Source organism: Bilifractor sp. LCP21S3_A7, assembly GCF_052118825.1.
In the GTDB taxonomy this organism is placed as follows: domain Bacteria; phylum Bacillota; class Clostridia; order Lachnospirales; family Lachnospiraceae; genus Bilifractor.
Genome location: NZ_JBQKGL010000003.1, coordinates 81,791 through 107,593, shown reverse-complemented (window position 1 = coordinate 107,593; position 25,803 = coordinate 81,791). Strand labels below are relative to the sequence as shown.

Below are 25,803 nucleotides of genomic sequence, written 5' to 3'. Positions count from 1 at the left end.
GCGGAAAGCAGAACGAAAATGCAAAAAATCAGCCAATTTTTTTCATCTCATCAAACACATCCGTGATCTCCTTCTCCGGAGCCGGAGTCAGAAGACTGACGATTACATTTACGAGAATCGCAACGATGAATGCCGGGAGAAGCTCGTAGATATTCCATGCTCCGCCGATCGGACGAACCACATATTTCCAGACGAATACCATGATGCCGCCGCTGATCATTCCGAAAAAGGCTCCGTACTTGTTCGACCTTCTCCAGAACAGGGCCAGCAGAACGATGGGGCCGAAGGTCGCGCCGAAGCCTGCCCATGCGAAGGACACAATGCCAAAGACAGAGCTGTTCGGATTCCAGGCGATGCCCACGCCGATCACGGCGATGATCGCGAGACTGAAACGGGCGATCAGCATCAGCTTTTTCTCATCCAGATCCAGATGGAAAAACTCATGGATGATATTCTCAGATACGGACGAGGAAGCCGCAAGAAGCTGAGAATCAGAGGTAGACATGGTTGCGGCCAGAATTCCGGAAAGAACAATGCCCGCGAATACAGCCGCGATCACGCCGTGCTCACTCATCAGCGCGGATATCTTCACGATAATCGTCTCGGACGCGGATCCCTCCAGGAATGGAACGACGCCCGCCTTTGTCATGCCGAGGCCGACAATACCGATCAGAACAGCGATTCCCATGGAGATCACAACCCACACGGAGGCAACTCTTCTGGAAATCTTCAACTTGCTGTCATCCTCAATCGCCATGAAGCGCAGCAGAATGTGAGGCATTCCGAAGTATCCGAGACCCCACGCAAGCGTCGAGATGATGGTCACGACGCCATAGGGGGAAGCCTTTCCTGCCGCCGCGTCATAGCTCTGTGCCATACTGAAATAGCCCGGAAGAGACTTCGCGTTTGCGATAACCGCGTCCATTCCTCCCGCCTGGCTGATGCCGAAGATCAGAATGATGATCAGAGCAACCGTCATGACAATGCTCTGAATCAGATCGGTCAGGCTGGCAGCAAGGAAACCGCCGGTCAGCGTATAGGAAATAATAACCGCTGCGCTGATCACCATCGCGATGTGATAATCTACCGAAAACAGGCTGGAAAAAAGCTTTCCGCACGCAGCAAAGCCGGAGCCGGTGTACGGAATAAAGAAAATGATAATGATGCATGCCGCGATCATCATCAGCGCCCTGTGCTTATCCTTGTAGCGGTCTGAAAAGAAATCCGGAATCGTGATCGAACCCGTCCTTGCAGTGTAGCGCCGGATCCTTTTCGCGACGAGCAGCCAGTTGATATAGGTGCCCGCAGCAAGACCGATACAGGTCCATCCTACATCAGCTATACCGGACAGATAAGCCAGTCCTGGAAGTCCCATCAGAAGATAGGAGCTCATATCCGAGGCTTCCGCACTCATTGCGGTCACAATCGGCCCGAGCTTTCTTCCCCCGAGGTAAAAATCACTGATATTCTCATTCTGTTTTGCCACCACGAATCCAATCGCCAGCATACCGAGCAGGTACACGATCATGACGATCAGAATTCCAACCTGTGAACTTGTCATCTCTCTCCCTCACTTCTTCATAAAATCCTGTAAAACGCCTGAAAATATCCTGATATACATACGGCTCGAAAATACGCAGCACAGGCTTCTGTCTGCAGCTTAATCCATGATACACACCAGCCCGAAATCACCCGCCGCACATCTCAAATCGATCCTGCAATACAATCATTACAAATTCGCATATATAGCATGAGATTTTCAAATGTATTGTGGAGAGTTTACCACATTCCAGTGGTAAACTCAATATCTCTAAGCAGTTTTTTCCGATTTCGATTTCCGTCGAATTTCGAAGAGCTTATACAGTAGATACATCGTGCCACATACTGTATAAGCTACGGATTGCTCCGTGCTTCGCACTCCCGCAATCCAACAGGTATTCGGATTTCGCGCGTTCGCGCTTCATCCTCATACCTGTTGCCTTCGAAAACGCATACAGTCTCTTACGCGCGCTTCGCGTGCGACGATCCTGTCTGCGTTTTCGAAGAGCTTATACAGTAAATCAGCTTCGCAGTGCCGTCACCGGATCACTTCTGGACGCCTTTCGTGAAGGAATCAGACCGGCAAACATGGTCAGCGCCACACTGAGCGCGATCAGCATCAGCGCCGCTGCCGGCGGCAGTGCCGCATGTATCTCCTGCCCGGTCACACGAACAATCAGCGCATTGATCGGGATCGTAAGCAGCAATGTGACGCCGACACCGATGCCCCCGGCCAGGATACCTGTGATGAAGGTTTCCGCATTGAACACCTGCGCCACGTTGTGACGCGACGCGCCCATCGCCCGCAGGATTCCGATCTCTTTCCTCCGTTCCAGCACACTGATATAGGTAATAACACCAATCATAATCGAAGAAACAACCAGCGAGATCGCGACAAAAGCGATCAGGACGTAGCTGATAGTATCAATGATCTTTGTGACAGACGACATCATGGCAGTAACCATATCCGTGTAGGTGATCACCTTGCTGTCCTCGCCCTTCTTCTCCATCTGCTTATTGTAAGAGGTCAGGAGATTCACGACCTCATTTTTTGCCTTGAAATCCTTTGGATAAATATTGATTTCGGAGGGCTCGGCAGGATCGGCATAACCAAGAGAAGACAGATTATTCTCCAGCGAACTGCTGTTGCCCTGCATCATAGAACTCATCAGTTTCTGCAGCTGTCCGGCGTCCATGTTCGCCCGAAAGGCAGATGCCAGCTGGTCCGGATCGATCTGGAACATTTTCTCCATATTCCCGGAGATCGCGCTGACGGTCTGACCGAGCGCCTGCGAGAGCGCCTGCTGAAGCTGTCCGGTCATTTGCGTCATAGCCGATGTGATCGCGCCTTCGATCTGCGCGGTAACCGCCTGAATCAGCGCACTGACCGTGCTCTGAAGCGTATCCGAGAGGGCGCTCTGAAGCCCGCTTACATCAATCATCTGCCCCGCCGCATTCAGAAGAAGCTTCTGCGCATCCTCGGACTGCAGATAGGCAGCAAAAGAATCCGCTGCCTTAGACATCTGCGGTGCGTCATGTTCACCCGCCCACTCGTCATAGCTCTTCAAAAGCGTCTCCGTCATGGAAGCTGCATCCCCGTCTGTCACCGTAAAGCGGCTGAGCTTGTCTGTGATGACGGAAAAGGCTTTTCCAACGGTTTCCTCCGCATCCGGAGAGGACAGCCAGCTGCGGAAGCCGTCCGGACTCAGGGGATCATCGGGCAGATTCTTCTGTGCATATTCCGAATATCCGTCAAAAATCTCAGATGCCATCTGTACCACATCGTCCCGGGTAATGAGATTTTCCTTGTTGGCATCGAGAATCTTCTGCATTTCCGACTGAACCGCGGCTCTCCCCGTCTCCGACTGAAGATATTCCGCGAATGCGCTGCCAAGCTTCGTATAGTCGGTGGAAGGATCCTTCGAGATGCTTTCCAGATAGCCCTTCGCCGCCTCCTGAAAGAGACTCTGAAGCTGTTCCCCGGTCACATGCACCTGAACCTTCGAGAGAAGCCCCGGGAGGTCCACACTTCCGAGATCCGGCATCGCCTTCTGCATTGCCGACGGATCAAGGCTGTCCTCCAGATTCAGATTGCTGAAATCCAGATTCTGAAGATTCAGGTTCTGAAGAATTTTGTTCAGATCCAGGCTGTCCGGCGAGATCGATTCTGCCTTCGACGAGAATGCCTTCTGAAGCGCGTCCCCGTCGATGGAAAAAAGCCTGCTTAAATCCAGATCGGACGAGGCGTTCTCCTCGGAGAACTTCTTGCCTGTCAGTACATTGACCTCCGGATTCTTCAGCTGATCCTTTACGACCTCACTTTGAGCGGCCGCCTTCATCAGTTCTTCCTCCAGCAGCGGGGAGTAAGCGATCCCGGTACTCAGAGCCTCTGACATTGTTTCCTTCTTCGGCTGTACGATTCCCGTGATCGTTAGTTTCTTCCCGTTCTCCGCAAGTTTTTTCACAAAATCCCTGTCGTCGCTCTGGTCGGTCCAGACATTGTACGTATCATCGCGGGTATAATAGTCACAGGCATTCACCAGCTGGAAACTCTTCCCAAGAAAATCATCATAGGCATAGACAGATTCCGCGCCTTCTGTGCTGCTGTCCTGTACGGCGAGATCCGAACCAGAGGAAACCACGGACCCGCTTCCGTCTTCTGTCCCGCTTCTGTCTTCTGCCCCGCTGTCAGACGTTTCCCCTGCAACCACCTTCGTATCACCCTTCTTTCCGTCCGCAAAATTCTCGATCCGCTGCTCCAGCTCCTTCCGGTCCCGAAGCCCCAGGGCATAGAGGATCACATCGCTGACCTCACCGCTTGAATTCAGAACCAGAGTCAGATCGGTATCTTTTTCCGGCCAGTGTCCCGCCTTCAGATCATAGGATTCCTTATAGAGTTCTTCCGAGGTCGGAAGCTTGCTGAAAAGGTTCACGCTGAGGGAGCCGGTCATCATTCCGGCAATGTCCATATTCCCCGAATCATCAGAAGAGAGGGAATCAAACAGATGATTCGGATTCAGCTGTTCGGCCGAACCATCCTCCAGCGTATAGATCTGGGGCGTGATGCCGTAATTGTACTCGATGGCATTCACATACTTCTGAATTCCGCTCTCCCTGCTGTCCAGATAACTTTTCAGAGCCCTCAGATCGTTCGTGCTTACATCCTTCAGCAGCCTGCCCGCCGTTTCATCCACACCGACCGCGTCGGTATACGTCTTTGTGCCGTCTGATCCAAACATAGATCCCGGATCACCGCCCATGCTCTTCATCATGGAGGTCAGATCATATCCGGTCTTCTCAATCTGAAGCGGATACATCGCAAGCGTCTCAGCCTCCTGTGTCTGTATAAATCGGTTCGCGCCGCTCGACAGCGCAAGGATCAGCGCAATGCCGATGATTCCGATGGATCCCGCGAAGGAAACGAGCAATGTTCTCGCCTTCTTTGTCCGGAGATTGTTGCCGCTTAAGGTAAGCGCGGTCAGAAAAGACATGGCGGCTTTTCCCATGTTCCGGTGAACCGGCGGTTTCTCTTCTCTGCCGGTATCCGGCGGATTGGTGTCAGACAAAATCCGCCCGTCCTTGATGGTTACAATCCGGGTGGCATACTTCTGCGCCAGATCCGGATTATGCGTCACCATAACAACGAGCCGGTCCCTTGCGACCTCCTTCAGAATATCCATCACCTGAATGCTCGTCTCCGTGTCAAGCGCGCCGGTGGGTTCATCCGCCAGCACAATATCCGGATCGTTGACAAGTGCTCTTGCGATTGCCACCCGCTGCATCTGTCCTCCGGAAAGCTGTGACGGTTTCTTGTGCTCCTGCCCGGCAAGTCCGACCCGGCGGAGCGCCTCCATAGATCTCTCCCGCCTCTCATTTCCGGAGATGCCCGAAATGGACAGTGCCAGCTCTACGTTGGCAAGCACACTCTGGTGCATGATCAGGTTGTAGCTCTGGAAGACAAAACCGATCGTGTGATTCCGGTAGGAATCCCAGTCTCTGTCCCTGTATTTCTTCGTGGAAATTCCGTTGATCACCAGATCTCCGCTGTCATAGCGGTCCAGACCGCCTACAATATTCAATAAGGTCGTCTTTCCGGATCCACTCGGTCCGAGAACAGCCACAAACTCACTGTCCCGCAGATCCAGGCTCACATGATCCAGCGCCTTCTGGACCAGATCGCCGGTCCGGTACTCCTTGCTGATATTTTTTATCTGAAGCATAAAATTCAATTTCTCCTTTATAAACGGTTCTGCTGAAAAGCCGCAATTTACATAAACGGCAACGTCCGGCAAGCCCTCCCCTGGCAAACTTCCCTGCTACAAAGCCGCAATTTACATAAATGGCAATGTCCGGCAAGCGTAGCGGCAGGAATCCGCCAGACTTCGATGCCACAATATGAATCGTGCCTGATACGGCAATATGGTCATTTTATGCAAAACCACTTCGAAACGCAATGATCTTGAGCCAAAAATCCAGACCTGATGTTATCCGGAAACAGGGCTGCGAATTCATTTCTATATTTTTTATTTGTCAAAATTCGATCACGTATACAATTCTTATATGGTTATTCAAAAGATTTCGTATTTGTGTTTTCTATACTTCCGGCGTACACTTCTATACAGCATAAGTCCTGTCGCCTGTAAGGCGCAAAATCGTGCAGCGTCTGAATAAATGGACTCAATCATTACAGCCGGGACAGATTGACTCATTTCATTGTTATTTCATTATTTATAGAAAGGACTCATTTCATGAAACGACTCTGGTCTTATCTGAAGCGGCATCTGGCGGCGACCATCTGCGCCCCGCTTTTCAAGATGCTGGAAGCAACCTTTGAACTGATCGTTCCGCTGATCGTCGCAAAGATGATCGATGTCGGAATCGCCAACCGCGATGTCTCTTACATCATTCACAACGGAATCCTGCTGATCATACTCGGATTCATCGGCCTCGCATCCGCAATCACCGCGCAGTATTTTGCCGCAAAGGTCGCCACCAGCACCTCAACGATGATGCGCAATGACCTCTACGCACATATCCAGACACTTTCCTGGAAGCAGATCGACAGCATCGGGACCTCTACCCTGATCACGCGGATGACGAGTGACATCAACACCGTTCAGAACGGCGTCAACATGTTCCTCCGTCTCTTTCTGCGTTCACCGTTCGTCGTTTTCGGCGCCATGATCATGGCCTTCACCGTCGATGTCCCAACAGCTGTCAGCTTTGCCATCGTCATCCCGGTGCTGCTCTTTATCATCATGTCGATCATTCTCATCACAATGCCTCTGAACCGCAAGGTACAGTCGCAGCTCGACACAATTCTCCGGAAGACCCGTGAGAATCTGCAGGGCGTCCGCGTCGTCCGCGCGTTCAACCAGCAGAACCGGGAGACCTCCTCGTTCGACAGCGAAACCGAACGGCTTTATCAGAAGCAGGTCCACGTCGGAAAAATATCCGCGCTTCTGAATCCCATGACCTATGTCGTCATCAATCTCGGCATCGTCGCCATTCTATGGATCGGCGGCGGAAGAGTCAATTCCGGCGCCCTGACACAGGGAAGCATCACCGCCCTGGTCAACTATATGACACAGATTCTCACCGAGCTGGTAAAACTCGCCAATCTTATCATCCTGCTCTCCCGGGCAGCCGCATCCATGAACCGCGTGGACGATGTCTTCCGGATGCAGAATACACGGGCAGACGGCACGGTTGATTTCCCTGCCGGAGCAGACGGTGCCTCCATCGACTTCGATCACGTCACCTTTACATATCAGGAAGGCTCCTCCCCCGCGCTCGATGACATCAGCTTTCACGCGGACGCAGGCTCCACCCTCGGCATCATCGGAGGAACCGGTGCCGGAAAGAGCACACTGATCAATCTCCTTCCGCGATTCTATGACACGGATTCCGGTTCGGTGTCCCTGAACGGGAAAAACGTCCGCGACATCCGCGAGAAGGATCTCCGCTCCAGCATCGGCGTCGTCCCCCAGAAGGCCGTGCTCTTCCAGGGCACCCTTCGCGACAATATGAAATGGGGAAATGACGACGCCACAGACGAACAGATCTACAAGGCGCTCGATATCGCCCAGGCCAGAGAATTTGTAGACCAGAAGGGAGAGGGCCTCGATCTTCCGATCGAACAGGAGGGGCGCAATCTCTCCGGCGGCCAGAAACAGCGCCTGACCATCGCCCGTGCCGTGGTGCGGGACCCGCAGATCCTGATCCTGGACGACAGCGCTTCCGCCCTCGATTTTGCCACAGACGCAAAGCTGCGGAAGGCCATCCACAACGACATCTCCAGACGTACCGTCATTCTCGTCTCTCAGCGTGTCAGCACCATACGGAGCGCCGACCAGATTCTGGTTCTCGATGACGGAAGGCTGGCCGGAAGCGGGAACCACTTTGAGCTTCTGAAAAACTGCAGCATATACCGGGACATCTGCCAGTCACAGATGACACCGGATGAAATAGAGAGAGATCTGAAGGGACCACTTGAAATCGAGGACAGCCAGAAGAACACAGACGCGACAGCAGCCAATCGAAAGACACGGGACGCCTCTGCAGACAATCATAAGACACAGGATGAGAGCGACTCCACCCAGAAGGGATGTGAATAAAATGACGATAAGCACAAAAGATCCGAAAAACGCGAAAAAAGCGATGCGCAAGAACACCCTCCTGCGGATCATCAGCTATGTGAAGCCCTACATGGGATTTGTGATCCTGTCCCTGGTCCTGGCCGTTCTGTCTGTCGCTCTGACCCTGCTGATCCCCATCTTCATCGGTAACGGAGTGGATCTGATCGTCTCAAAGGGACATGTCGATTTCGCGGGTCTGCTCCGCATCATCCGCAGAATCGTCATCTGCATCGCCGTGACGGCAGCTGCCCAGTGGACCATGAATCACATCAACAACAAAATCACGTACCTGATCGTTCGGGATCTGCGCAAGGAGGCCTTTCACAAGATTCACAGCCTGCCGCTCTCCTACATTGACGCGCATCCCACCGGCGATCTGATCAGCCGTGTCATCACAGATGTCGAGCAGCTCTCCGATGGAATTTTGCTCGGATTCACCAACCTGTTCACCGGTATCGTAACCATCGTGGGAACGATTATCTTCATGCTGACGCTGCAGCCCCTGATCACGCTCATCGTCGCGGTTCTGACGCCGCTGACATTTTTTGCCGCAAAATTCATCTCCGACCGTTCCTTCCGTTTCTTTAAAAAGCAATCGGAATCCAGAGGAAACCTGACGACGCTGACCAACGAGATGATCGGGAATCTGACCGTCGTCCAGACCTTCGGTCACGAGGCGGCCGCCCTGAAAGAATTCGAAAAGCGCAGCCGCGAACTCGGCGAGAACAGCATGAAAGCTACCTTCTACTCATCCCTGACCAATCCGACGACAAGGTTTCTCAACACCCTGATCTACAACGGCGTGGTCATCGCCGGGTGCCTTCTCTGCTTCCTGTCGCCCATCGGCTCCTCGCTGCTGACGATCGGAAAGCTGACCAGCTTCCTCGCCTATGTCAAGCAGTACAGCCAGCCGTTCAACGATATCACGAACGTGATCACAGAATTCCAGAACTCCGTCGCATCCGCAGGCCGCGTGTTCGAGATGCTCGATGAGGAGCCGGAACCAGCGGACGATCCGGACGCCATTTCCATCGAACACGCAGAGGGCGCCGTTCAGATCAAAAATGTCGCCTTCTCCTATACGCCGGACCATCCGCTGATCGAAAACCTCAATGTAGATGTCGCGCCCGGCAGACGAATTGCCATCGTCGGCCCGACCGGCTGCGGCAAAACCACCATCATCAACCTGCTCATGCGTTTCTACGACGTAAACAGCGGTTCTATTTCCGTGGACGGAACCGATATCCGCAGGATCCGCCGCCTGAGTCTCCGCGACAACTACGGAATGGTTCTCCAGGACACCTGGTTGAAAGCCGGAACAATCCGGGAGAATATCGCATACGGCAGACCCGACGCCACCGATGAGGAAATCGTCGCAGCGGCGAAGAAGGCCTACGCCCACAGCTTTATCCTCCGCATGCCCAACGGCTACGACACGGAAATCGAGGAAAACGGAGGAAACCTCTCCGCGGGACAGAAGCAGCTCCTCTGCATCGCCAGAGTCATGCTGAACCTCCCGCCGATCCTGATCCTTGACGAGGCGACCTCCTCCATCGATACGCTCACCGAGATCCGTATCCAGAAGGCCTTCGATGAAATGATGAAGGGACGGACCAGCTTCGTGGTCGCGCACCGTCTCTCCACCATCCGGGACGCCGATGAAATCCTCGTCATGCGTGACGGCCACATCATCGAGCAGGGCAATCACGAACAGCTGCTCGCAAAGAACGGATTCTACAGCAGGCTCTACCATGCGCAGTTTGAGAGAAGCTGAATATTGTATCTGACCCCGTTGCGGCCGGATATGCTCCTGTGAACGTAAATAAAGAAGCTGGATGCGGCATCTGACTTTGCTGTTGCCGCATACTCCCCTTTGTACACGTAAATTAGCAAAGACCCCTGTACGAGATTTGATGTTCTCATCAGAGGTCTTTTTACTATATTTTTCTACTAAATTTTTTCAGCTATATTTTTTTACTATATTTTCTACTATCCGTTCTATATTTGATCAGCGTCATGGATCATGTACTCGTCTGACCCTGCCTGAACGCACAGTTATTCATTCGACACTGCTTGAACTCACAGTATTTCCTCCAGAAGTGTCAGTACTTTCATACACAGTATCCGTCTGATACGTGGACGCGATCTCCTGGCTTCGCTCGTCCAGCTTATCAATCACAGACTGCGCGTCCGCCCCTGTCAGCGGTGTGGGAACATAATCATTGTACTCCCAGGTCGTGGACTCCAGACAGGGAATGATATTGATTGTAGAACCTGTCATCCTCGCGTTTTCGTCCACCGAGATGGTTGTCTGGAAAATCATCGTATCGATTTCGGTCGGATGATAATTGCCTCCGAAGCAGAAATTTCCTAGGGAATAAGCGATGGTCTTTCCCTTATAGTACTCGATTCCCTGTATCACATGCGGATGATGGCCGACCACGAGATCCGCTCCCTCGTCGATCGCCTGATGCCCAAGCTTCACCTGATACTGATCCGGGCAGCTCTCCAGCTCATTGCCCCAGTGGAAGACGGCGATAATTACATCCGCACCTTCCTTTTTCAGCTTGTTGATATTTGCGGTAACCTGAGGTGCCACGCCGTCATACTCGTCCAGCTCGTAGATTCCGAACAGACCGACCTTCACGCCCTTTACCTCAATCACAGCAGTATCGTCATAGCCAAAAGGCTCAATGTGATTTTCCTTCAGCGTGTTTACGGTATCCGTAAAGCTCTTCTCGCCGTAATCATGGCTGTGATTATTGGCCACGTTTGCGGCCTCAATCGACTCCTTGTTGATGATGTTCACATATTCCGGCGGAGCCTTGAAAGCGAACTGATTTCCAACCCGGGCAGTCTCGTTGGTCAGCGTCCCCTCAAAATTGATAACGGTAAGATCATCCTTGCTGAAGATATCCTTTACATTCTTCAGGAAATAATCCGGGCCGTTCAGGTCGTAGTACGCATTCATGCTGGTACTGTAATCAAAATACTCATCTGTCCCGAGGATTACATCTCCGGTAAAAGTCATCTTCAGGTCTGTCGGCTTGATCTTCGCGGATGCTGCCGCCGCAGCTTCCGAACTGGAGACGGTCACCGCTTCCAGCGTCTCACCGGATGCAGTCTTTCCTCCTCCATTCTTCGAGGGACCGCCTGCGTGAACCGCCGCAGCGATGATAACCACAAGCAGAACTCCTCCGCCCGCACAGCAGGCCAGTATCCGCTTCCTTCTCCGCACCTGTGCCTGCCGGCGCCGTCTCGCCGCCATCCGCCTCTTTCTCGCGCGAATCTCTTCCTCCGTCATGCCGGAAATGTCCCGCCGTGAATCCCGCCGCGCACCTGGCTTTGTGTCACGGTTCCTTCTCCCGTCATCCATAACCATAATCCCCCACATTTGAAAATTATATTCGCAGCTTCCCTGCCGCTAACAGGCGACCGTCGTTGTCGTCGCTAATGTTCTTGGCCCGCTGATGAGCAAGCTCCCCGTGGGCCAGGAACATTGCGACTCACCTTATACAAGTATATATGCAAATCCTAGTGATGAAAAGCCTTTCATTTACTGTGATTCATATATGCAAATCATCGTGATGAAAAGCCATTCATTTACTGTGATTCTTTCTTCTCCACTCTGGCTGTGATATAGTATTTAAAGAAATTTGCAAGTGAGGTCTCGGACATGGATCTGAAACAGATGGAATATTTTCAGGCGGTTGCAGACGCGGGCAGCATCAGTGAAGCGGCGAGGAGGCTTCATGTCGCACAGCCGCCGGTCAGCTATCAGATGAAGATGCTTGAAAATGAGCTCGGCGTTCAGCTCTTTGAAAGAGGCGCCCGCCACATCCGGCTGACCAACGCGGGCCATATTTTTTATACACGGGTAACCCGCATCCTTGAAATGGCGGATAATGCGGCAAGGGACACGATTCGGGCCGGCAAGGGGCAGACGCTGTATCTTGGGATGACATCCACAACCGTCTCCATCATGCAGCCCGTACTGAAACGTTTTGCAACAGACCATCACGATGTCCACTACCAGCTGTATGACGGCTCCACCTTTGAGCTCCGCCACCTGCTTGATACGGGCGTGATTGAGGGTGCCGTTCTCCGAACCCCCTTTCCCGTGGAGGAGTTCAACTGCCGCCTGATTCGCACCGAACCGATGCTTGCAGGATTCCCTGCACAGTGGAGCCCGCGAAAAGCAAGAGATGCAGAATTCCCGGCCGCAAAATTCGCGGCCGCAGAATCCCCAACCGCTAAATCCCCGGAAGAATCCATTCCCGGAAATTCCGGAAAGATCTCTCTCTCAGAGCTCTCCCGCTATCCGCTCTCAGTTTACCGCAGATACTATGATCTGATTCATGAACAATTCACCGCACAGCATCTCACACCGGATTATTTCAGCATCTGTGACGACGCCAGAACATCATTGCTCTGGTGCAGCAGCGGATGCGCCGTGTGCCTGTTCCCGGAATCACTCCGGCCCGCACTTCCCGACGGAATCCGGACAATGACCATCGACTCGGAAGAGCTGCGGACCTCAATCCTGTTCGCTGCTCCAAAAGAGCGGCAGCCCTCCGCACTGATCACCGACTTCACCGGCTATCTCATGTATGCAGCCGGATGAAATATCAACTGCAACGTACATGTATGCGGCCGAATGAAATATCAACTGTAACTTATTCAGTACGTCATGTATGCCTGCCGGATCCGGTTCTTTTCTCATCACACAAACGGCAGGTTATGCTCATCACACAAACCGGCAGGTTATCATTGATTTTACCCCCAGTCTGTACTAATATAGTTCCATAGGCAAAGCAGGATTGAAATGCGTAGTGTTTCCACTGCACGGGAGATGAGTGGGAAACGAATTGCCGGCCTTAGACAGTATATTGCACTTGTAAAAGCATGGCGTCTACTGGAAATGCATGGCTGCGATATTTCAGTCCATCCCGTTGCTGGACTTTATTACGGGACCTGTAACCTTGCGGTCCTGTTTTTTTTGCCTTTTTATCTCCTGCGCATGCGTCATGCCGGCTGCAGCAGCGAGAAAACGCAGCCCGCGTTTCATTGAATTGGAGGTTTTTTCTTATTATGATTGACAAGGTAAAGGTGGAACAGGCTGTACGCCTGTTTCTTGAGGGAATTGGCGAGGATCCTGACAGAGAGGGTCTCAAGGGTACGCCCGACCGCATCGCAAGGATGTGTGAGGAAATTTTTTCGGGTACGGACGAGGCGGCAAAGAAGGCGCTCTCCGTCACATTCTCCAGTCCCGCCGACAGCCTGGTTCTCGAAAAGGACATTCATTTCTACTCTGTCTGCGAGCATCATCTGCTCCCATTCTTCGGCAACGTGCACATCGCTTATCTGCCGAACGGAAAGGTCGCAGGACTCAGCAAGCTGGCCCGCACCGTTGAGGCATATGCCCGCCGCGCCCAGATCCAGGAGAAACTGACGGACCAGATCGCAACCGCTGTGATGGAAAATCTGGACGCCCGCGGTGTCATGGTTGTCATCGAGGCAGAGCATCTGTGCATGTCCATGCGCGGGATCAAGAAACCCGGCACCCGGACCATGACCTATGTCTGCAAGGGAGCATTTGAGAAAGATCCCGCTCTGGTAGACCGCGTGCTCGCCATGATCCGCACCTGAGAAATCCGTCACTTGCTGTCCATCAGGATCATACGAAAGGGTCTAAAATAGAACCTGAATCCTGAAGGATATCGTTATGAGGTCCCCGGAATAATGTCGGAAGTCTGATTAATGCAGGAGAAGGCACTCAGTACCACACAGAGTTAAATAACGGAGGCAATCATGTCCCCACACACCAGTGAGAACAGCCAGCATCCGGAACAACAGGACCGTGTCCGCAGAATCATGGAGCACCCGGGGTTCCGCCTGGAACTGGAAAAAACACAGCATCTCGAGAAGGACCGCGTTTTCTGCCGTCACGACTGGCAGCACCTTCTCGATACCGCAAGAATCATGCAGATCCTCTGCCTCCGGGAGAATCTTCCGGTAAGAAATGATCTGATCTATGCGGCCGCTCTGCTCCATGACATCGGAAGAGCGCGCCAGTATGAGGACGGCACTCCTCATGATCTTGCCGGCGTACAGATCGCCGGCCCGATTCTTGCGGACTGCGGCTATACCGCAGCCGAAACCGGCCTGATCCTGTATGCCATCGGCAGTCACAGATTACACGCAGCCTTGACTGCCGGAAGCGATCCGGCCCTTGCTTCGGAAAAGGCAGAATATTCCGAAGCCATTCAAAAACGATTTGCACAGATTATGTACGCTGCAGATAAAAAATCCCGTCCGTGCTATATATGTAACGCCCGCAAGGAGTGCAACTGGCCGGAGGAACGCAAAAACCGGACACCGGAGATATGACGGTTCCAGCCGCCTGCTCCTCTGCCCGGTTTTGCCGGTCTCGCGGCCCTGAAAGATAACAGACATCCAAAAAGAAAGTAGAGGTACTTGATCATGAGCAAATCAGAAACACCACGTACAGAAGCCATCGAAGTTCGGGCAGCTGCCGCCGGTAAAGCAGTGCACACCATAAAAATCGGCACACGCACCTTTGAGCCGGACAAGCACTGCTATATCATGGGAATCCTGAATGTCACACCGGATTCCTTCTCCGACGGCGGAAAATGGAATCACCTGGACACAGCAATGAAACACACAGAACAGATGATCGCGGAGGGAGCTGACATCATCGATGTCGGCGGAGAATCCACCCGTCCCGGCTACACAAAGCTTCCGGACCAGGAGGAGATTGACCGCGTCGCTCCTGTCATCGAGGCAATTCACAGCCGCTTCGATATCCCGATCTCCCTCGACACCTACAAGAGCGCCGTCGCAAAAGCAGGTCTTGCGGAGGGCGTCGATCTGATCAACGATATCTGGGGCTGCAAATATGACCCCGAGATGGCTTCCGTTATCGCCTCCTCCGGCGTCGCCTGCTGCCTGATGCACAACCGGAACAACACCGACTACACCGATTATCTGCAGAATGTTCTGGACGATCTCAGGGAATCCGTCGCAATCGCGAAAAGAGCCGGCGTGGCGGATGACCGGATCATTCTGGACCCCGGCATCGGCTTTGCCAAATCCTATGAGCAGAACCTGAAGCTGATGAACCACCTGGAGCTTCTGAAAGATCTCGGCTACCCGTATCTTCTCGGCACATCCCGGAAATCCATGATTGGTCTGACCCTGGATCTTCCCGCGTCCGAGCGTGTGGAAGGAACCATCGCCACAAGTGTCATCGGTGTCATGAAAGGCGCCGGCTTCGTCCGCGTCCATGATGTCAGGGAAAACGCCCGGGCAATCCGCATGACGGAAAAGATCCTGCAAACCCTCTAACTGTACCGCCTTACGCCGCTGCCGCACACTCGTGACTTTTGTCGTGTGAGGCTTCACTCACAGATAAAAAGCCGAACATAAAAACAGAAGGAAAAGAAACGATGCATTCAACCAGCCATGACGAAATCCGAATCGACAATTTAACAGTATTCGCAAAGCACGGCGTCTATAAAGAAGAAGCCGTGCTCGGTCAGAAATTTACCGTATCCGCGGTGCTCTGCACCGATATCCGGAAGCCCGGCCTCACCGACAATCTCGAGAACACCATTAACTACGGAGAGGTCTGCCACGAGATCACGGCTTTTCTGACAGACCGCCGCTTCCAGCTGATCGAGGCCTGCGCCGAACAGCTTGCGGAACACCTTCTCGTAAAATATGAAGGTCTTCTCCGGGAAATCACCCTCGAGATCCATAAGCCCTGGGCACCCATCGGTCTTCCGCTCGACCAGGTCTCCGTCCGGATCCACCGCGGCTGGCACACCGCCTTCCTCGCGCTCGGCTCCAATATGGGTGACCGGAAGGCGATGCTCGATCTCGCCGTAAACGGTATCAAAAATGAAAAAAAGAACCGTCTCCTGAAGGTCTCCTCCTTCATAGAGACGGCTCCCTACGGCTACACCGACCAGGATCCCTTCCTCAACGGTGCCTGCATGATCCGCACTCTTCTCACGCCGGAAGAGCTGCTCGATCTCTGTGCCTCCCTCGAACAGGAAGCACAGCGAGTCCGCAGGATCCACTGGGGTCCCCGCACCCTCGACGTGGATATCCTCTTCTACGATCAGGAAATCATCGGAACGGAACGTCTCAACATCCCACACCCCGACATGGCAAACCGGGACTTCGTGCTCCGCCCGATGGCAGAAATCGCCCCGTGGTGGACCCATCCGGTCACACATCTGACCATGGCGCAGATGCTCCGGAACCTGGAAAAACAGACACAAATATCGTGAGGAATTTGCTCCTTCGTAACGAAAAAAACAGATGCGCAATCATGCATCTCACTTTACAGAAATAGTGAATTCCGTCAGGCATTTTGAAGAAAAAGACCGGTTTCCGACAAGATCCCGATTAATAAATAGAGGAGACAAGATGAATTTCAGAGAATCTATGGAATATCTCGACAGCGTCCCGAAATTTTCCCCGAAGGACGTGGTAAGCGGCGCCGTCGCCTACGAGCTCGGCGCGATGCGGACGCTGATGGAATCACTGGGAAATCCGGAGAAACAGCTCCGCTTCGTTCACATCGCCGGAACAAACGGAAAAGGCTCCGCTTCCGCCTTTCTCTCGCAGATTCTCATCGAGAGCGGCCTTCGAACTGGAAGCTTTAACTCCCCCGCCATCGAGCATTTTACCGAACAGTTCCGCATCAACGGACACGACATCACCGAGGAAGACTTCGCAGCAATCCTGACCCGCGTCGCGTCACAGATTCAGCAGAACCTCAGAGACGGAAAACCGCAGCCCACTCAGTTCGAGATCCTGGTTGCAGTGATGTTCCTCTATTTTCACGAACAGAACTGCGACATCGTCGTCCTCGAGACCGGAATGGGCGGCCTCCTCGACGCCACAAATGTCATCCCCTCCCCGGAAGCCGCCGTCATCATGACCATCAGCATGGACCACACTGAGATTCTCGGCCGCACACTCCGCGAAATTGCCTTTCAGAAGGCCGGCATCATCAAGGAAGGCACTGACGTACTCCTCTATCCCCAGAAGCCGGAGGCCGATCAGGTCTTCGAAGCCGTATGCAGAGAAAAAAAAGCCCGCCTTCACCGGATAAACGTCTGCCGCAAAGCGCGGGAATATTCCCTGCAGGGACAGATCTTTGATCTAACGCTCGAAGCGGATCCGCAAATCTCTTTATCTGATATGTCTCTTCCCGAATCTTCCGGATCTGAAACATCAGTACGCGAAACATCAGTACCCGAAACATCAATGCCCGAAACATCAGTACCCGAAACATCAGTACCCGAAACATCAGTACCCGACGAAATCTCTACAGATAACACCTCAGCATCAGGAACAACGATCCGGGATCTCTTCATCCCGCTCCTCGGCTCCTACCAGTGCGCAAACGCCTCCATGGCCGTCGCCGCAGCCGAAATTCTCCGGCAAAAAGGCTATCCGATCACGGAAGACGCTGTCCGAAAGGGACTCAAACACACCGTATGGCACGGAAGATTCGAGCTCATGCACAAAAATCCCGCCGTCATCGTAGACGGCGGGCATAATCCGGAAGGTGCCGCAATGCTCCGGGACAGTCTCGCCCGCTACTTCCCGGGTCAGAAAATCACCTTCCTCATGGGCATCCTCGCAGACAAAGACTACCACAGGGTCATCGATATCGTCGGTCCCCTCGCGAAACAATTCTACACCGTACCCGTGCCGAATCCCAGAGCCCTCGATCCCGAACAGCTCGCCCGCGAACTCCGGGAGGCCGGATACACGGCCGAAGCCTGCGGCTCCATCGAAGAAGCCACAGACAAAGCACTCAAAAATTGCAGGAAGGACGACGTCATCTGCTCCTTCGGATCCCTGTACTATGTGGGAAGAATACGGGAGCATCTGAAAGCGCATCTGAAACCTAACGAATAGAATACCACCACTATTTCGTTTCAAATTATTACTCAGAAGTCAAAAAACAATCTATCTACTTGCGGATAATGAATTCAAAATCAAAGGCCTGTCACATCACGATTTACTTTCGTCAATATGTCAGGCCTTTGTATTCGCAGTTGTTGCAATTAATTACTGACAGATAGTTTTTCCTTAATTAGCCGTTCTCTGTCGGTATGCTGCTCTGACTCGTCTGTCCTCCGGTCGTTTTTTCTGGAGATTCCTCATCCGTAAAACCGGAAATAACCGATGATGAATCCGAATCTTTCTTATTATCGGCATCTGTTTTGTCGACGGCAGTGTCTCCTCTTCGCCCTCCGCTGCTCATCGCATCTTCACTCGAATTTGCTGTTACACTATTGCCTTCACCAACTGCCAGATTACTCGAATCAATTTTTGTATTCGTCTCCCACTTTGCAGTAAGGGTTACTGTGCCTGATTTTGCCAAACCGGACACCTTTTCTCCTGCCTGATACAGATTACCCGTAGCAGTCTCCCAACCTAGAAACTTTTCGCTGCTATCTGCTTTTTTACAGTCAGGCAGAGTAACTTCTGCTATGTAATCGATATTCGGTATTGAGTCTATTTCAACATTATCAACAGTAACAGGCTTTCCGCCTTTTCCGTCAAATCGGATCGAATAAACCGCCTTGTTCCAGTCACCATATGCGGTCATCACAACATTCTTATCATCAACAGGCATAGGGAATGGATAAACCTCCTCATCTTTGCTTACATACTGATAATAAGGAATCGTTTTGGCGGCAGATGCCGCTGATCCATAATTGTTTTTCAGCTCTTCATATGTAACCCCTCTCAACTCGAAATTAGACCCCGTAACTATTATCGACACATCTCTTAAACTGTTCTTAGCGCAATCGATGCTCGAAAGATAAGTACAGTTTTTCATTAGAGTAGAATACATAGGTGCGTTATATGATTTAGCGAAAAAGTAATACGTACCCGCTGTGCTTTTCCAGACAGCAGAATAATCATTCTCAATCTTATTACTCCAATCAGTATTTTCGTATTGATAAACAAATCCGGTGCCTTCTTGTGCTTCAAGAACCATACCGATACTATGACTTGCTGTTATCTCACCATTTTTACACAAATATCCGAAACCGCAGGCAATATCAGATGCAGTTACCAACGCATTGGCATAACTCTTCTGAATCTTTCCCGAATTTGTATTATTCAAGAAAAATCCAGCCGCATTATCTTTACCATATACTTTACCAGAATAACTGCATAAAGATATGGTTCCTCCTGTATTCGCGTTAACAAAACCAGCCGTCTCGTTATTATAGATATAAGAAGCTTCAGACGATGTATCATTCTCATTTATTGCCAAGCCGCAAACCAATAAACTATAGCCCGCCGAACCAGTATCCTGATCATCTACTGTCGGCGATTGTGGATTGAAATAACACATCTTCGAATCACGCGAATTCAAATAACCTTCATACACATTCGTGTCTGCATACAGTTGACAGTTATCGATTTTACCAGAGTTGGTATTAATAAAACCATTTTTTCCTATCTGAGCATCAATTATATAACCTTCAGATATAGTAGCGCTGTTAGTGTTAGTATCTACAAAACCATTCGACTTTATTTCGACCAACTGTAGAGTAACACCAGATATCGTTCCGCCGTTGCTGTTCGTACTTGCAACTCCGTTATCTTCGATCTCCGCATTTGTAATGCTGCTGTTTTTTATTGTCCCTCCATTGTTCTCTTTTACAAATCCGTTCCAGGCTATTTTGCTGATACTTTCCAGCTTTACCGTATCGATCGTTCCGCCATTGCTGTTCGTACTTGCAACTCCGTTACCTCCGATCTCCGCATTTGTAATGCTGCTGTTTTTTATTGTTCCCTGCTGCTTGTTCTCTTCTACAAATCCGTTCCCGGTTATTTTGCTGATACTTTCCAGCTTTACCGTATCGATCGTTCCGCCGTTGCTGTTCGTACTTGCAACTCCGTTATCTCCGATCTCCGCATTTGTAATGCTGCTGTTTTTTATTGTTCCTCCCTCGTTATTAACTACAAATCCGTTCCCGGCTATTTTGCTGATACTATCCAGCTTTACCGTATCGATCATTCCGCCATTGTTCGTACTTGCAACTCCGTTACCTCCGATCTCCGTATCTGTAATGCTGCTGTTTTCTATTGTTCCTCTCTCGTTATTAACTACAAATCCGTTCCCGGTTATTTTGCTGATACTTTCCAGCTTTACCGTATCGATCGTTCCGCCATTGCTGTTCGTACTTGCAACTCCATTACCTCCGATCTCCGCGTTTGTAATGCTGCTGTTTTTTATTGTTCCCTGATTGTTCTCTGTTACAAATCCGTTCCCCTTTATCTCAACGTTATTCTCCAAGGTCACATTGCTGATTATTCCATTTACTCCATTATTGTATTTAGCAATACCATTCCCATTAATCTCTGAATTACTAATTTTACAATTACTAATTGTTCCCGTATTAATGCCGTCGTTATCAGAATTCCCAGACAGTAAAGCATTCCCACTAAATTTAGAATCTAATATTGTCAGGTTCTCCATATCTCCATGATTTGACCCTGCCAAAGAAACTGCCTTCATGTTAGTGATTGTTAAGTTCTTTAATGTATTTGGGTTATCTGATGTATTTGGATCATTTGATGTATTTGGGTTATCTGATGTCCTTGCAAAGAAAACACTTCCTATCAGAGGCTCTGTCAGAAAATCCAGCTTATAATAACTACCATTACTTTTTAGGGCTCCCCGGTATGTCCCGACAAGTTTTTCCAATGTTTTTGATGTATAGTCAATGCCTTCTGACTTTGCCTGTGAATTCCCATCAGATTTCGGAGCTGTAAAATCGATCACATCATTATTATAAGAAATATCCATAGTTTGTGTGACAACTGTTTTACCGGTTCCTCCACCATTTCCTATGTACTTTCCACCGTTCAATTCGAATAATGTGTTCAGCTGGTGTGCGCTGCGAATTGTAAATGGCTTTGTATCAGAACTTGTCAGGATATAATCTGCAAAATACGGATTACATTTTAATGTTAATTTCTTTCTCCACCCGTAATTATTATTTTTCTCATTGTCTGTTCCGGAACTCATTAAAAAGCTTACGTTCATACGGTCAGTATTGGATTCATCCGTGTTCCATAAAATATAGTTTTGGACCGTCTCATTCTTAGCATTTAAGTAGTATGCATGATACCCTGATATATTTAAACTTTCTGTGATGGCATCATATGGAATAAATATATTGGAAGCCAGTTCTGACAGCAAGGTTTTCCCCCAGTTGAAATCCATTTCGACTTCATTCGGGGCATACTTGTCTGCCAAAAGCAGAATGTATCCGTCCTCAGTAACATATTCGCCACCATCAATAGCAGTAAGAAGTCCTGTTGTCGTATCCATAGTTCCTTTAGAGTGAAGAGTAAACTTTGTATTCACCTCCTGAATATTATTATCTCCCTCATCGAGAGCTACGTTTCCCACATATCCATGATAATAAGCATCCTTTGACGCGCCTGCCTGATCTCCATGCTGCACAATCTCATAGTACAGGATTCCGAAATCTCCGTTGAAGCTTTGTGTTTTTTTCGGGATGACCCAGTCTCCGTAGTACGCAGACTGACCGGAAATCATCTGATACGGATAATCTCCCTCCAGGGTTTTATCATATATATTGGTCTTTACAGTGGCAGTCTGATTCGCAAATGGTGTGCCTGCAGTTTCCTTTGCTTCGCCCTTTACTTTTGCTCCGGTCAGTTCTCCTTTGTTTACGCCCTTCAGATAATAATTGTCCCCTGAAGTAGCAGCCCAATTTCCTCCGGCAAATACCGTTCCGTTCGTGAGTCCGGTTGCATAGCAGAAAGTGATAACTGCGCTGCTGTTGCTGCTGTAACCAACGAAGTTTCCTGCCTGTGCGGCGTTCTGCCCACCGTTGCCTGTACCCCCGTTTGTCCCGGAATATGCGGAGGCCGTGGTAAAGCATTTCTCTATCGTAAGGGAATGGCTGCCCGCAACCTGTCCGATGAAGCCGCCGACATAACCGTATCCACGGATGTTGTAGCGGCCCTGCGTAGCAGCATCATCAACAGTATCCTTATACTCTCCGGCCGCCGTACGGCCGCCGACGTAACAATTCGAAACCCGGCTATCGTTGATTGTACTGTTCAGATATCCGATGAGGCCTCCGAAACCTGCCGCGTCGGAGGAATTCTGCGAATCGGAACCGGCGACATATACAGAAGCCGCATTGTTCTCAATATCCACCTTTCCGCCTGCGCTGATGTAAGCCGCAAGCCCTGCCGCTGCCTTTCGGGCAGAAACCAGATCCTCATTTCCCGCGCCGATGGCACTGCAATTCTGAATATTGACCGCACCGTTATAAACAGAATTTCCGGCAGAAGAGCCTGCAGAATTGCCTCCGGTATTGTCCGCTTCTGACGCTCCGCAATAACCGAGAATCCCGCCGGCAGAGTATCCGCCTGAAACCTGAACCGATTTATCCGAATTTCCTGCGGCACCCGCACTGCCGTTATTTTCCGCATTATTTGTATTTGACGAGCTGTTCTCTGCTCCCGATACAGATACGGTACAGTTCTCAATGGACAGACCTGTCCCGGTGCCTTCTGTCCCTGTTTTTGCTTCAATCTGACCGCCGAGAATTCCTCCTGCAGTCGAAAAAATATTATTATTTGCACTGACGGTCAATCTTGTTCCCGCCAGAACCTTTGCGTACTGAATATTGGTATAAGTGCTCTCTGCCTCTCCCAGTATGCCGCCCGCTGCCTGATCTGCTGCGATGGAAAGCGACTGATCCGACGTAATCGTCACGTTCTGAACAGAAGTCTTCCGATCTGTTTTTCCAATGACGAATCCAGCAAAGGTGGCATTTTCAGCCGTCGGATTCTTTAAAGTCAGCAGGCTCACGGTCATGGAATTACCCGCCGGACTGCCGGACGCATTGCCGCCTGCAGAATGGCTGTCCTCCGCGATTCCCGAATCGACATAACCGAACAGACCGGCATAGGTCACGTTCTTTCCTGCGGAAGAGCCTGATGACAAGGTTTTAGACGCGCCGATCTGCAGATTGGAAATCACGCATCCGTTTCCGTTGAAAGCAGTCAGAGCAGAATCCGAAATACTGTAGAACTTACCCGCTGCGGTGACTGCCCTCGCTGCCGGTTCGGAAACGGAAGACACGGAACCGGAATCTGAAGTATTCCACTCACTGTTATACGATGAAACCGCATAGTTCTGCGCTGAGGATCCGCTGCTGCCGGCTTCAGTGCCGGCCGACGTCCTCGGGATCGGATTGCTGTCCAAAAAACGAATGGTCATTTTGGACCAGTCCAGATCGCGCATCATCTTTGCTTTTGTGATAACCGCACCGCTCCCTCCGGAATTGCTCCCGGTTCCCGCGGAACCGGTGCTTCCGGAAGCTTCTCTGTTGACGCCGGACACAACCGTGCTCAGGTTCTGGAGGTGACGTCCATAGACGATTCCCGCTGTCTGATCGTCATTTGCGGAACCATTCGCGAAAAGACTGTTAGCGGTCAGTGTCACGCTTGAAGCATCGTTAGACGCGCTTCCCTTGGAGGATAAACTTCCATTTGAAGAGGATCCCTTCCGGGACGCCTCCCCATCATAGGACAGGCTGACTGTAATCGTCAGATTTTCTCCCGGAAGAAGCCGTTCCTCCGCCTTATCCGACGCGTTGCAGAACTGGCTTGCAAAATGGCCCTCCGCTCCGTCCGTCACGCTGTCCAGCGTATAATAGTAAAGCCGGTAGCCTGTGGAAGAATCCTTGTAAACGCCTTTCAGGGAATTTGCATTCTTCTGCGATGTTGGCACATTAGAGTTTCCGAGCGTAATCTCTCTGGAATGTTTGCTTGTCTGTCCGGTGATGACAGCCTTGACCGTATACGCTCTTCGAGCACTGCCTGAACCAGATCTGCCCTTCTCGGGCACTGCGACTTCGAGCATCAGGCGGTCGTCATTTTCGATGATTGCGCTGAGAGTATCCTGCTTCTCACCTTCTTTTTGGGCCGCTGTCGCACCGCCGTAATAGCCCACCATGGGATCACTCTTCATGCGGTTGGATTTACTCACACGGTTGTCATTTATATAAGATTCCGTATTGGCAATGGAACTGACAACAGACGAAGAAGCGGTACCTGTCGTATTGGTACTCTTTGCCTTCTTCAAGTCTGCCATCTTACAGTACCATACACCGTAGACGGCCGCGGTCTTCGCGTCATACTCGATAAGAATATTTCCGTTCCCGCGAAGGGTTTCATCGATCGCATCGTCCGGAAGGATCATAGACAGAATGCCGGGATCGTTCGTATCGTCCGCGCTGACCGTCACATAACGGAAATCATGCTCCTGGTCTTTTGCGGACGTTACATTCGCCCAGGATGAATTCCAGCTGCCCAGGGAGTTCTTATCATAATCCGACGGTCCGTTCTGATCTCCTGCGCCGGCTCCCATTGCCTCCCCCAGCTTATCCGTTCCTCCTCCATTCTGACCTTCCGCTTCCGCGACATATGTATCCCAGTTTCCGCTTGCCCGCGATACCGTCGTATGATTTTGCGCCGCAACAAAAATCTGACGTGCCGTGTCATCGAGCTCGGTCTGCTTGAGGGACTTCTGATAACGGATTACCGCCACAAAGCCAAAAGCTGCCAGAATGCCGATAATTGCAACCGTTATCAGCATCTCTGCCAGCGTAAATCCGCTCCGGGATTTATCCCGGGCAGTCCTCTTTTTAGCAACGTTATTCGTCGTTTTTTTTCTATGATTCTGATGATCCGGAAAATCATTTATTCTCATGTACTGTCATCCTCGATGCGAAAGGTCCCATGCGCTTGCAATGTACCGGCCGGTCAGATCTATTCGCCCATATTCCCCCGGCTGCCTGTTCCTGCCGGATACCCTGCAATTACTGCGGTCTTCACCTTTTCTGACTCAACTACTGTTTCACCATGCAGCACAATAATTGTGTATGTGAAATACGGATTCGTATCCGATAGCTTCGTCCCGGAATTGCCGGTCGACGCAGTACCCGATACTGTTCCGGCAGACGTGCTCCCACCTGATACGTTTCCAGCCGAAGCATTGCTTCCCAAGCCCTCTGCCGCTGACGGAGTAATCGAAATATCCTTGATCTGAAGCTTCAGATTCTGTGTCCTCGTCTGCGTTGTGACAATCGGAATCGCTCCATTGGCGGAATCCGACACACTTCCGGACGAAACAGATGAGATGCCGTTCCCGGCATCTGTCATATATATGGTATCGCCGCCATTGTGAATGTGTACCTCATACCCACGGTTCCCGGAATAGAACGATGCCTCGCTTCCGTCAGAGCCGATCGTCAGTGTAGACAAATCCGCTGCGGCAAAGTCGTCATCCACGGAAGCAATCGCTGTTCCGAGAAGTGTCTGTGCTTCCGCCTTCAATGTCATACTCCGGTACGTACGGACTGCAGCTGTGATTCCGGCCGCAATCGCGAGTGTCGCAAGAGACATCAGAAGAACTGTTACAAGCATCTCCGTGAGAGAAAAACCCTTTCGGGATTTTGTTCGATTGTGATATAGGAAATAGTCCTGCCTGCGCCTCATATTG

13 protein-coding genes are annotated in these 25,803 nt (G+C 51.1%); 8 read left to right on the top strand and 5 right to left on the bottom strand.

Annotated elements, in window-relative coordinates:
- Positions 1 to 28: 28 nt before the first annotated feature.
- On the bottom strand, positions 29 to 1,561 hold the full coding sequence (locus tag ACTQ1O_RS03645) for a sodium/proline symporter (RefSeq protein ID WP_441486153.1): 1,533 nt from the start codon (positions 1,559 to 1,561) through the stop codon (positions 29 to 31).
- Between the two features lie 499 nt (positions 1,562 to 2,060).
- Positions 2,061 to 5,759 (bottom strand): ABC transporter ATP-binding protein/permease, encoded by a 3,699-nt coding sequence (locus ACTQ1O_RS03640; RefSeq protein WP_441486152.1) that lies wholly within the window; start codon positions 5,757 to 5,759, stop codon positions 2,061 to 2,063.
- A gap of 528 nt (positions 5,760 to 6,287) precedes the next feature.
- Here ACTQ1O_RS03640 and ACTQ1O_RS03635 point away from each other — a divergent pair.
- On the top strand, positions 6,288 to 8,156 hold the full coding sequence (locus tag ACTQ1O_RS03635) for an ABC transporter ATP-binding protein (RefSeq protein WP_441486151.1): 1,869 nt from the start codon (positions 6,288 to 6,290) through the stop codon (positions 8,154 to 8,156).
- A gap of 1 nt (position 8,157) precedes the next feature.
- Positions 8,158 to 9,951, top strand: coding sequence for an ABC transporter ATP-binding protein (locus ACTQ1O_RS03630; RefSeq protein WP_441486150.1), 1,794 nt, complete (start codon positions 8,158 to 8,160; stop codon positions 9,949 to 9,951).
- Positions 9,952 to 10,236: 285 nt separating this feature from the next.
- Here ACTQ1O_RS03630 and ACTQ1O_RS03625 read toward each other — a convergent pair whose 3' ends face one another.
- Entirely contained in the window at positions 10,237 to 11,553 is a 1,317-nt protein-coding gene (locus tag ACTQ1O_RS03625) for a CapA family protein (RefSeq protein WP_441486149.1), read from the bottom strand.
- A gap of 300 nt (positions 11,554 to 11,853) precedes the next feature.
- Here ACTQ1O_RS03625 and ACTQ1O_RS03620 point away from each other — a divergent pair, with 300 nt between their 5' ends.
- The 6 genes from ACTQ1O_RS03620 to ACTQ1O_RS03595 all read left to right on the top strand — a co-directional run bounded on the left by ACTQ1O_RS03620 (position 11,854) and on the right by ACTQ1O_RS03595 (position 18,140).
- A complete protein-coding gene (locus tag ACTQ1O_RS03620) occupies positions 11,854 to 12,801 on the top strand; it encodes a LysR family transcriptional regulator (RefSeq protein WP_441486148.1) in 948 nt (315 codons plus the stop codon).
- 467 nt (positions 12,802 to 13,268) lie between these two features.
- On the top strand, positions 13,269 to 13,826 hold the full coding sequence (gene folE, locus ACTQ1O_RS03615) for a GTP cyclohydrolase I FolE (RefSeq protein WP_441486147.1): 558 nt from the start codon (positions 13,269 to 13,271) through the stop codon (positions 13,824 to 13,826).
- Between the two features lie 162 nt (positions 13,827 to 13,988).
- The gene (locus tag ACTQ1O_RS03610; RefSeq protein WP_441486146.1) at positions 13,989 to 14,567 is read left to right on the top strand and encodes an HD domain-containing protein; all 579 of its coding nucleotides are present in this window, start codon (positions 13,989 to 13,991) and stop codon (positions 14,565 to 14,567) included.
- Between the two features lie 168 nt (positions 14,568 to 14,735).
- The gene (folP, locus tag ACTQ1O_RS03605; RefSeq protein WP_441486286.1) at positions 14,736 to 15,545 is read left to right on the top strand and encodes a dihydropteroate synthase; all 810 of its coding nucleotides are present in this window, start codon (positions 14,736 to 14,738) and stop codon (positions 15,543 to 15,545) included.
- 101 nt (positions 15,546 to 15,646) lie between these two features.
- On the top strand, positions 15,647 to 16,495 hold the full coding sequence (gene folK / locus ACTQ1O_RS03600) for a 2-amino-4-hydroxy-6-hydroxymethyldihydropteridine diphosphokinase (RefSeq protein ID WP_441486145.1): 849 nt from the start codon (positions 15,647 to 15,649) through the stop codon (positions 16,493 to 16,495).
- A gap of 139 nt (positions 16,496 to 16,634) precedes the next feature.
- A complete protein-coding gene (locus ACTQ1O_RS03595; RefSeq protein ID WP_441486144.1) occupies positions 16,635 to 18,140 on the top strand; it encodes a bifunctional folylpolyglutamate synthase/dihydrofolate synthase in 1,506 nt (501 codons plus the stop codon).
- A 178-nt stretch (positions 18,141 to 18,318) separates the two neighbouring features.
- Here the strand turns inward: ACTQ1O_RS03595 and ACTQ1O_RS03590 are convergent, their stop codons facing one another.
- Together ACTQ1O_RS03590 and ACTQ1O_RS03585 are read right to left on the bottom strand one after the other, a co-directional pair.
- The gene (locus ACTQ1O_RS03590) at positions 18,319 to 25,011 is read right to left on the bottom strand and encodes a prepilin-type N-terminal cleavage/methylation domain-containing protein (RefSeq protein WP_441486143.1); all 6,693 of its coding nucleotides are present in this window, start codon (positions 25,009 to 25,011) and stop codon (positions 18,319 to 18,321) included.
- A 59-nt stretch (positions 25,012 to 25,070) separates the two neighbouring features.
- Positions 25,071 to 25,799: a PulJ/GspJ family protein gene (locus ACTQ1O_RS03585; RefSeq protein WP_441486142.1), complete on the bottom strand. Its 729-nt coding sequence runs from the start codon at positions 25,797 to 25,799 to the stop codon at positions 25,071 to 25,073.
- Positions 25,800 to 25,803 lie beyond the last annotated feature (4 nt).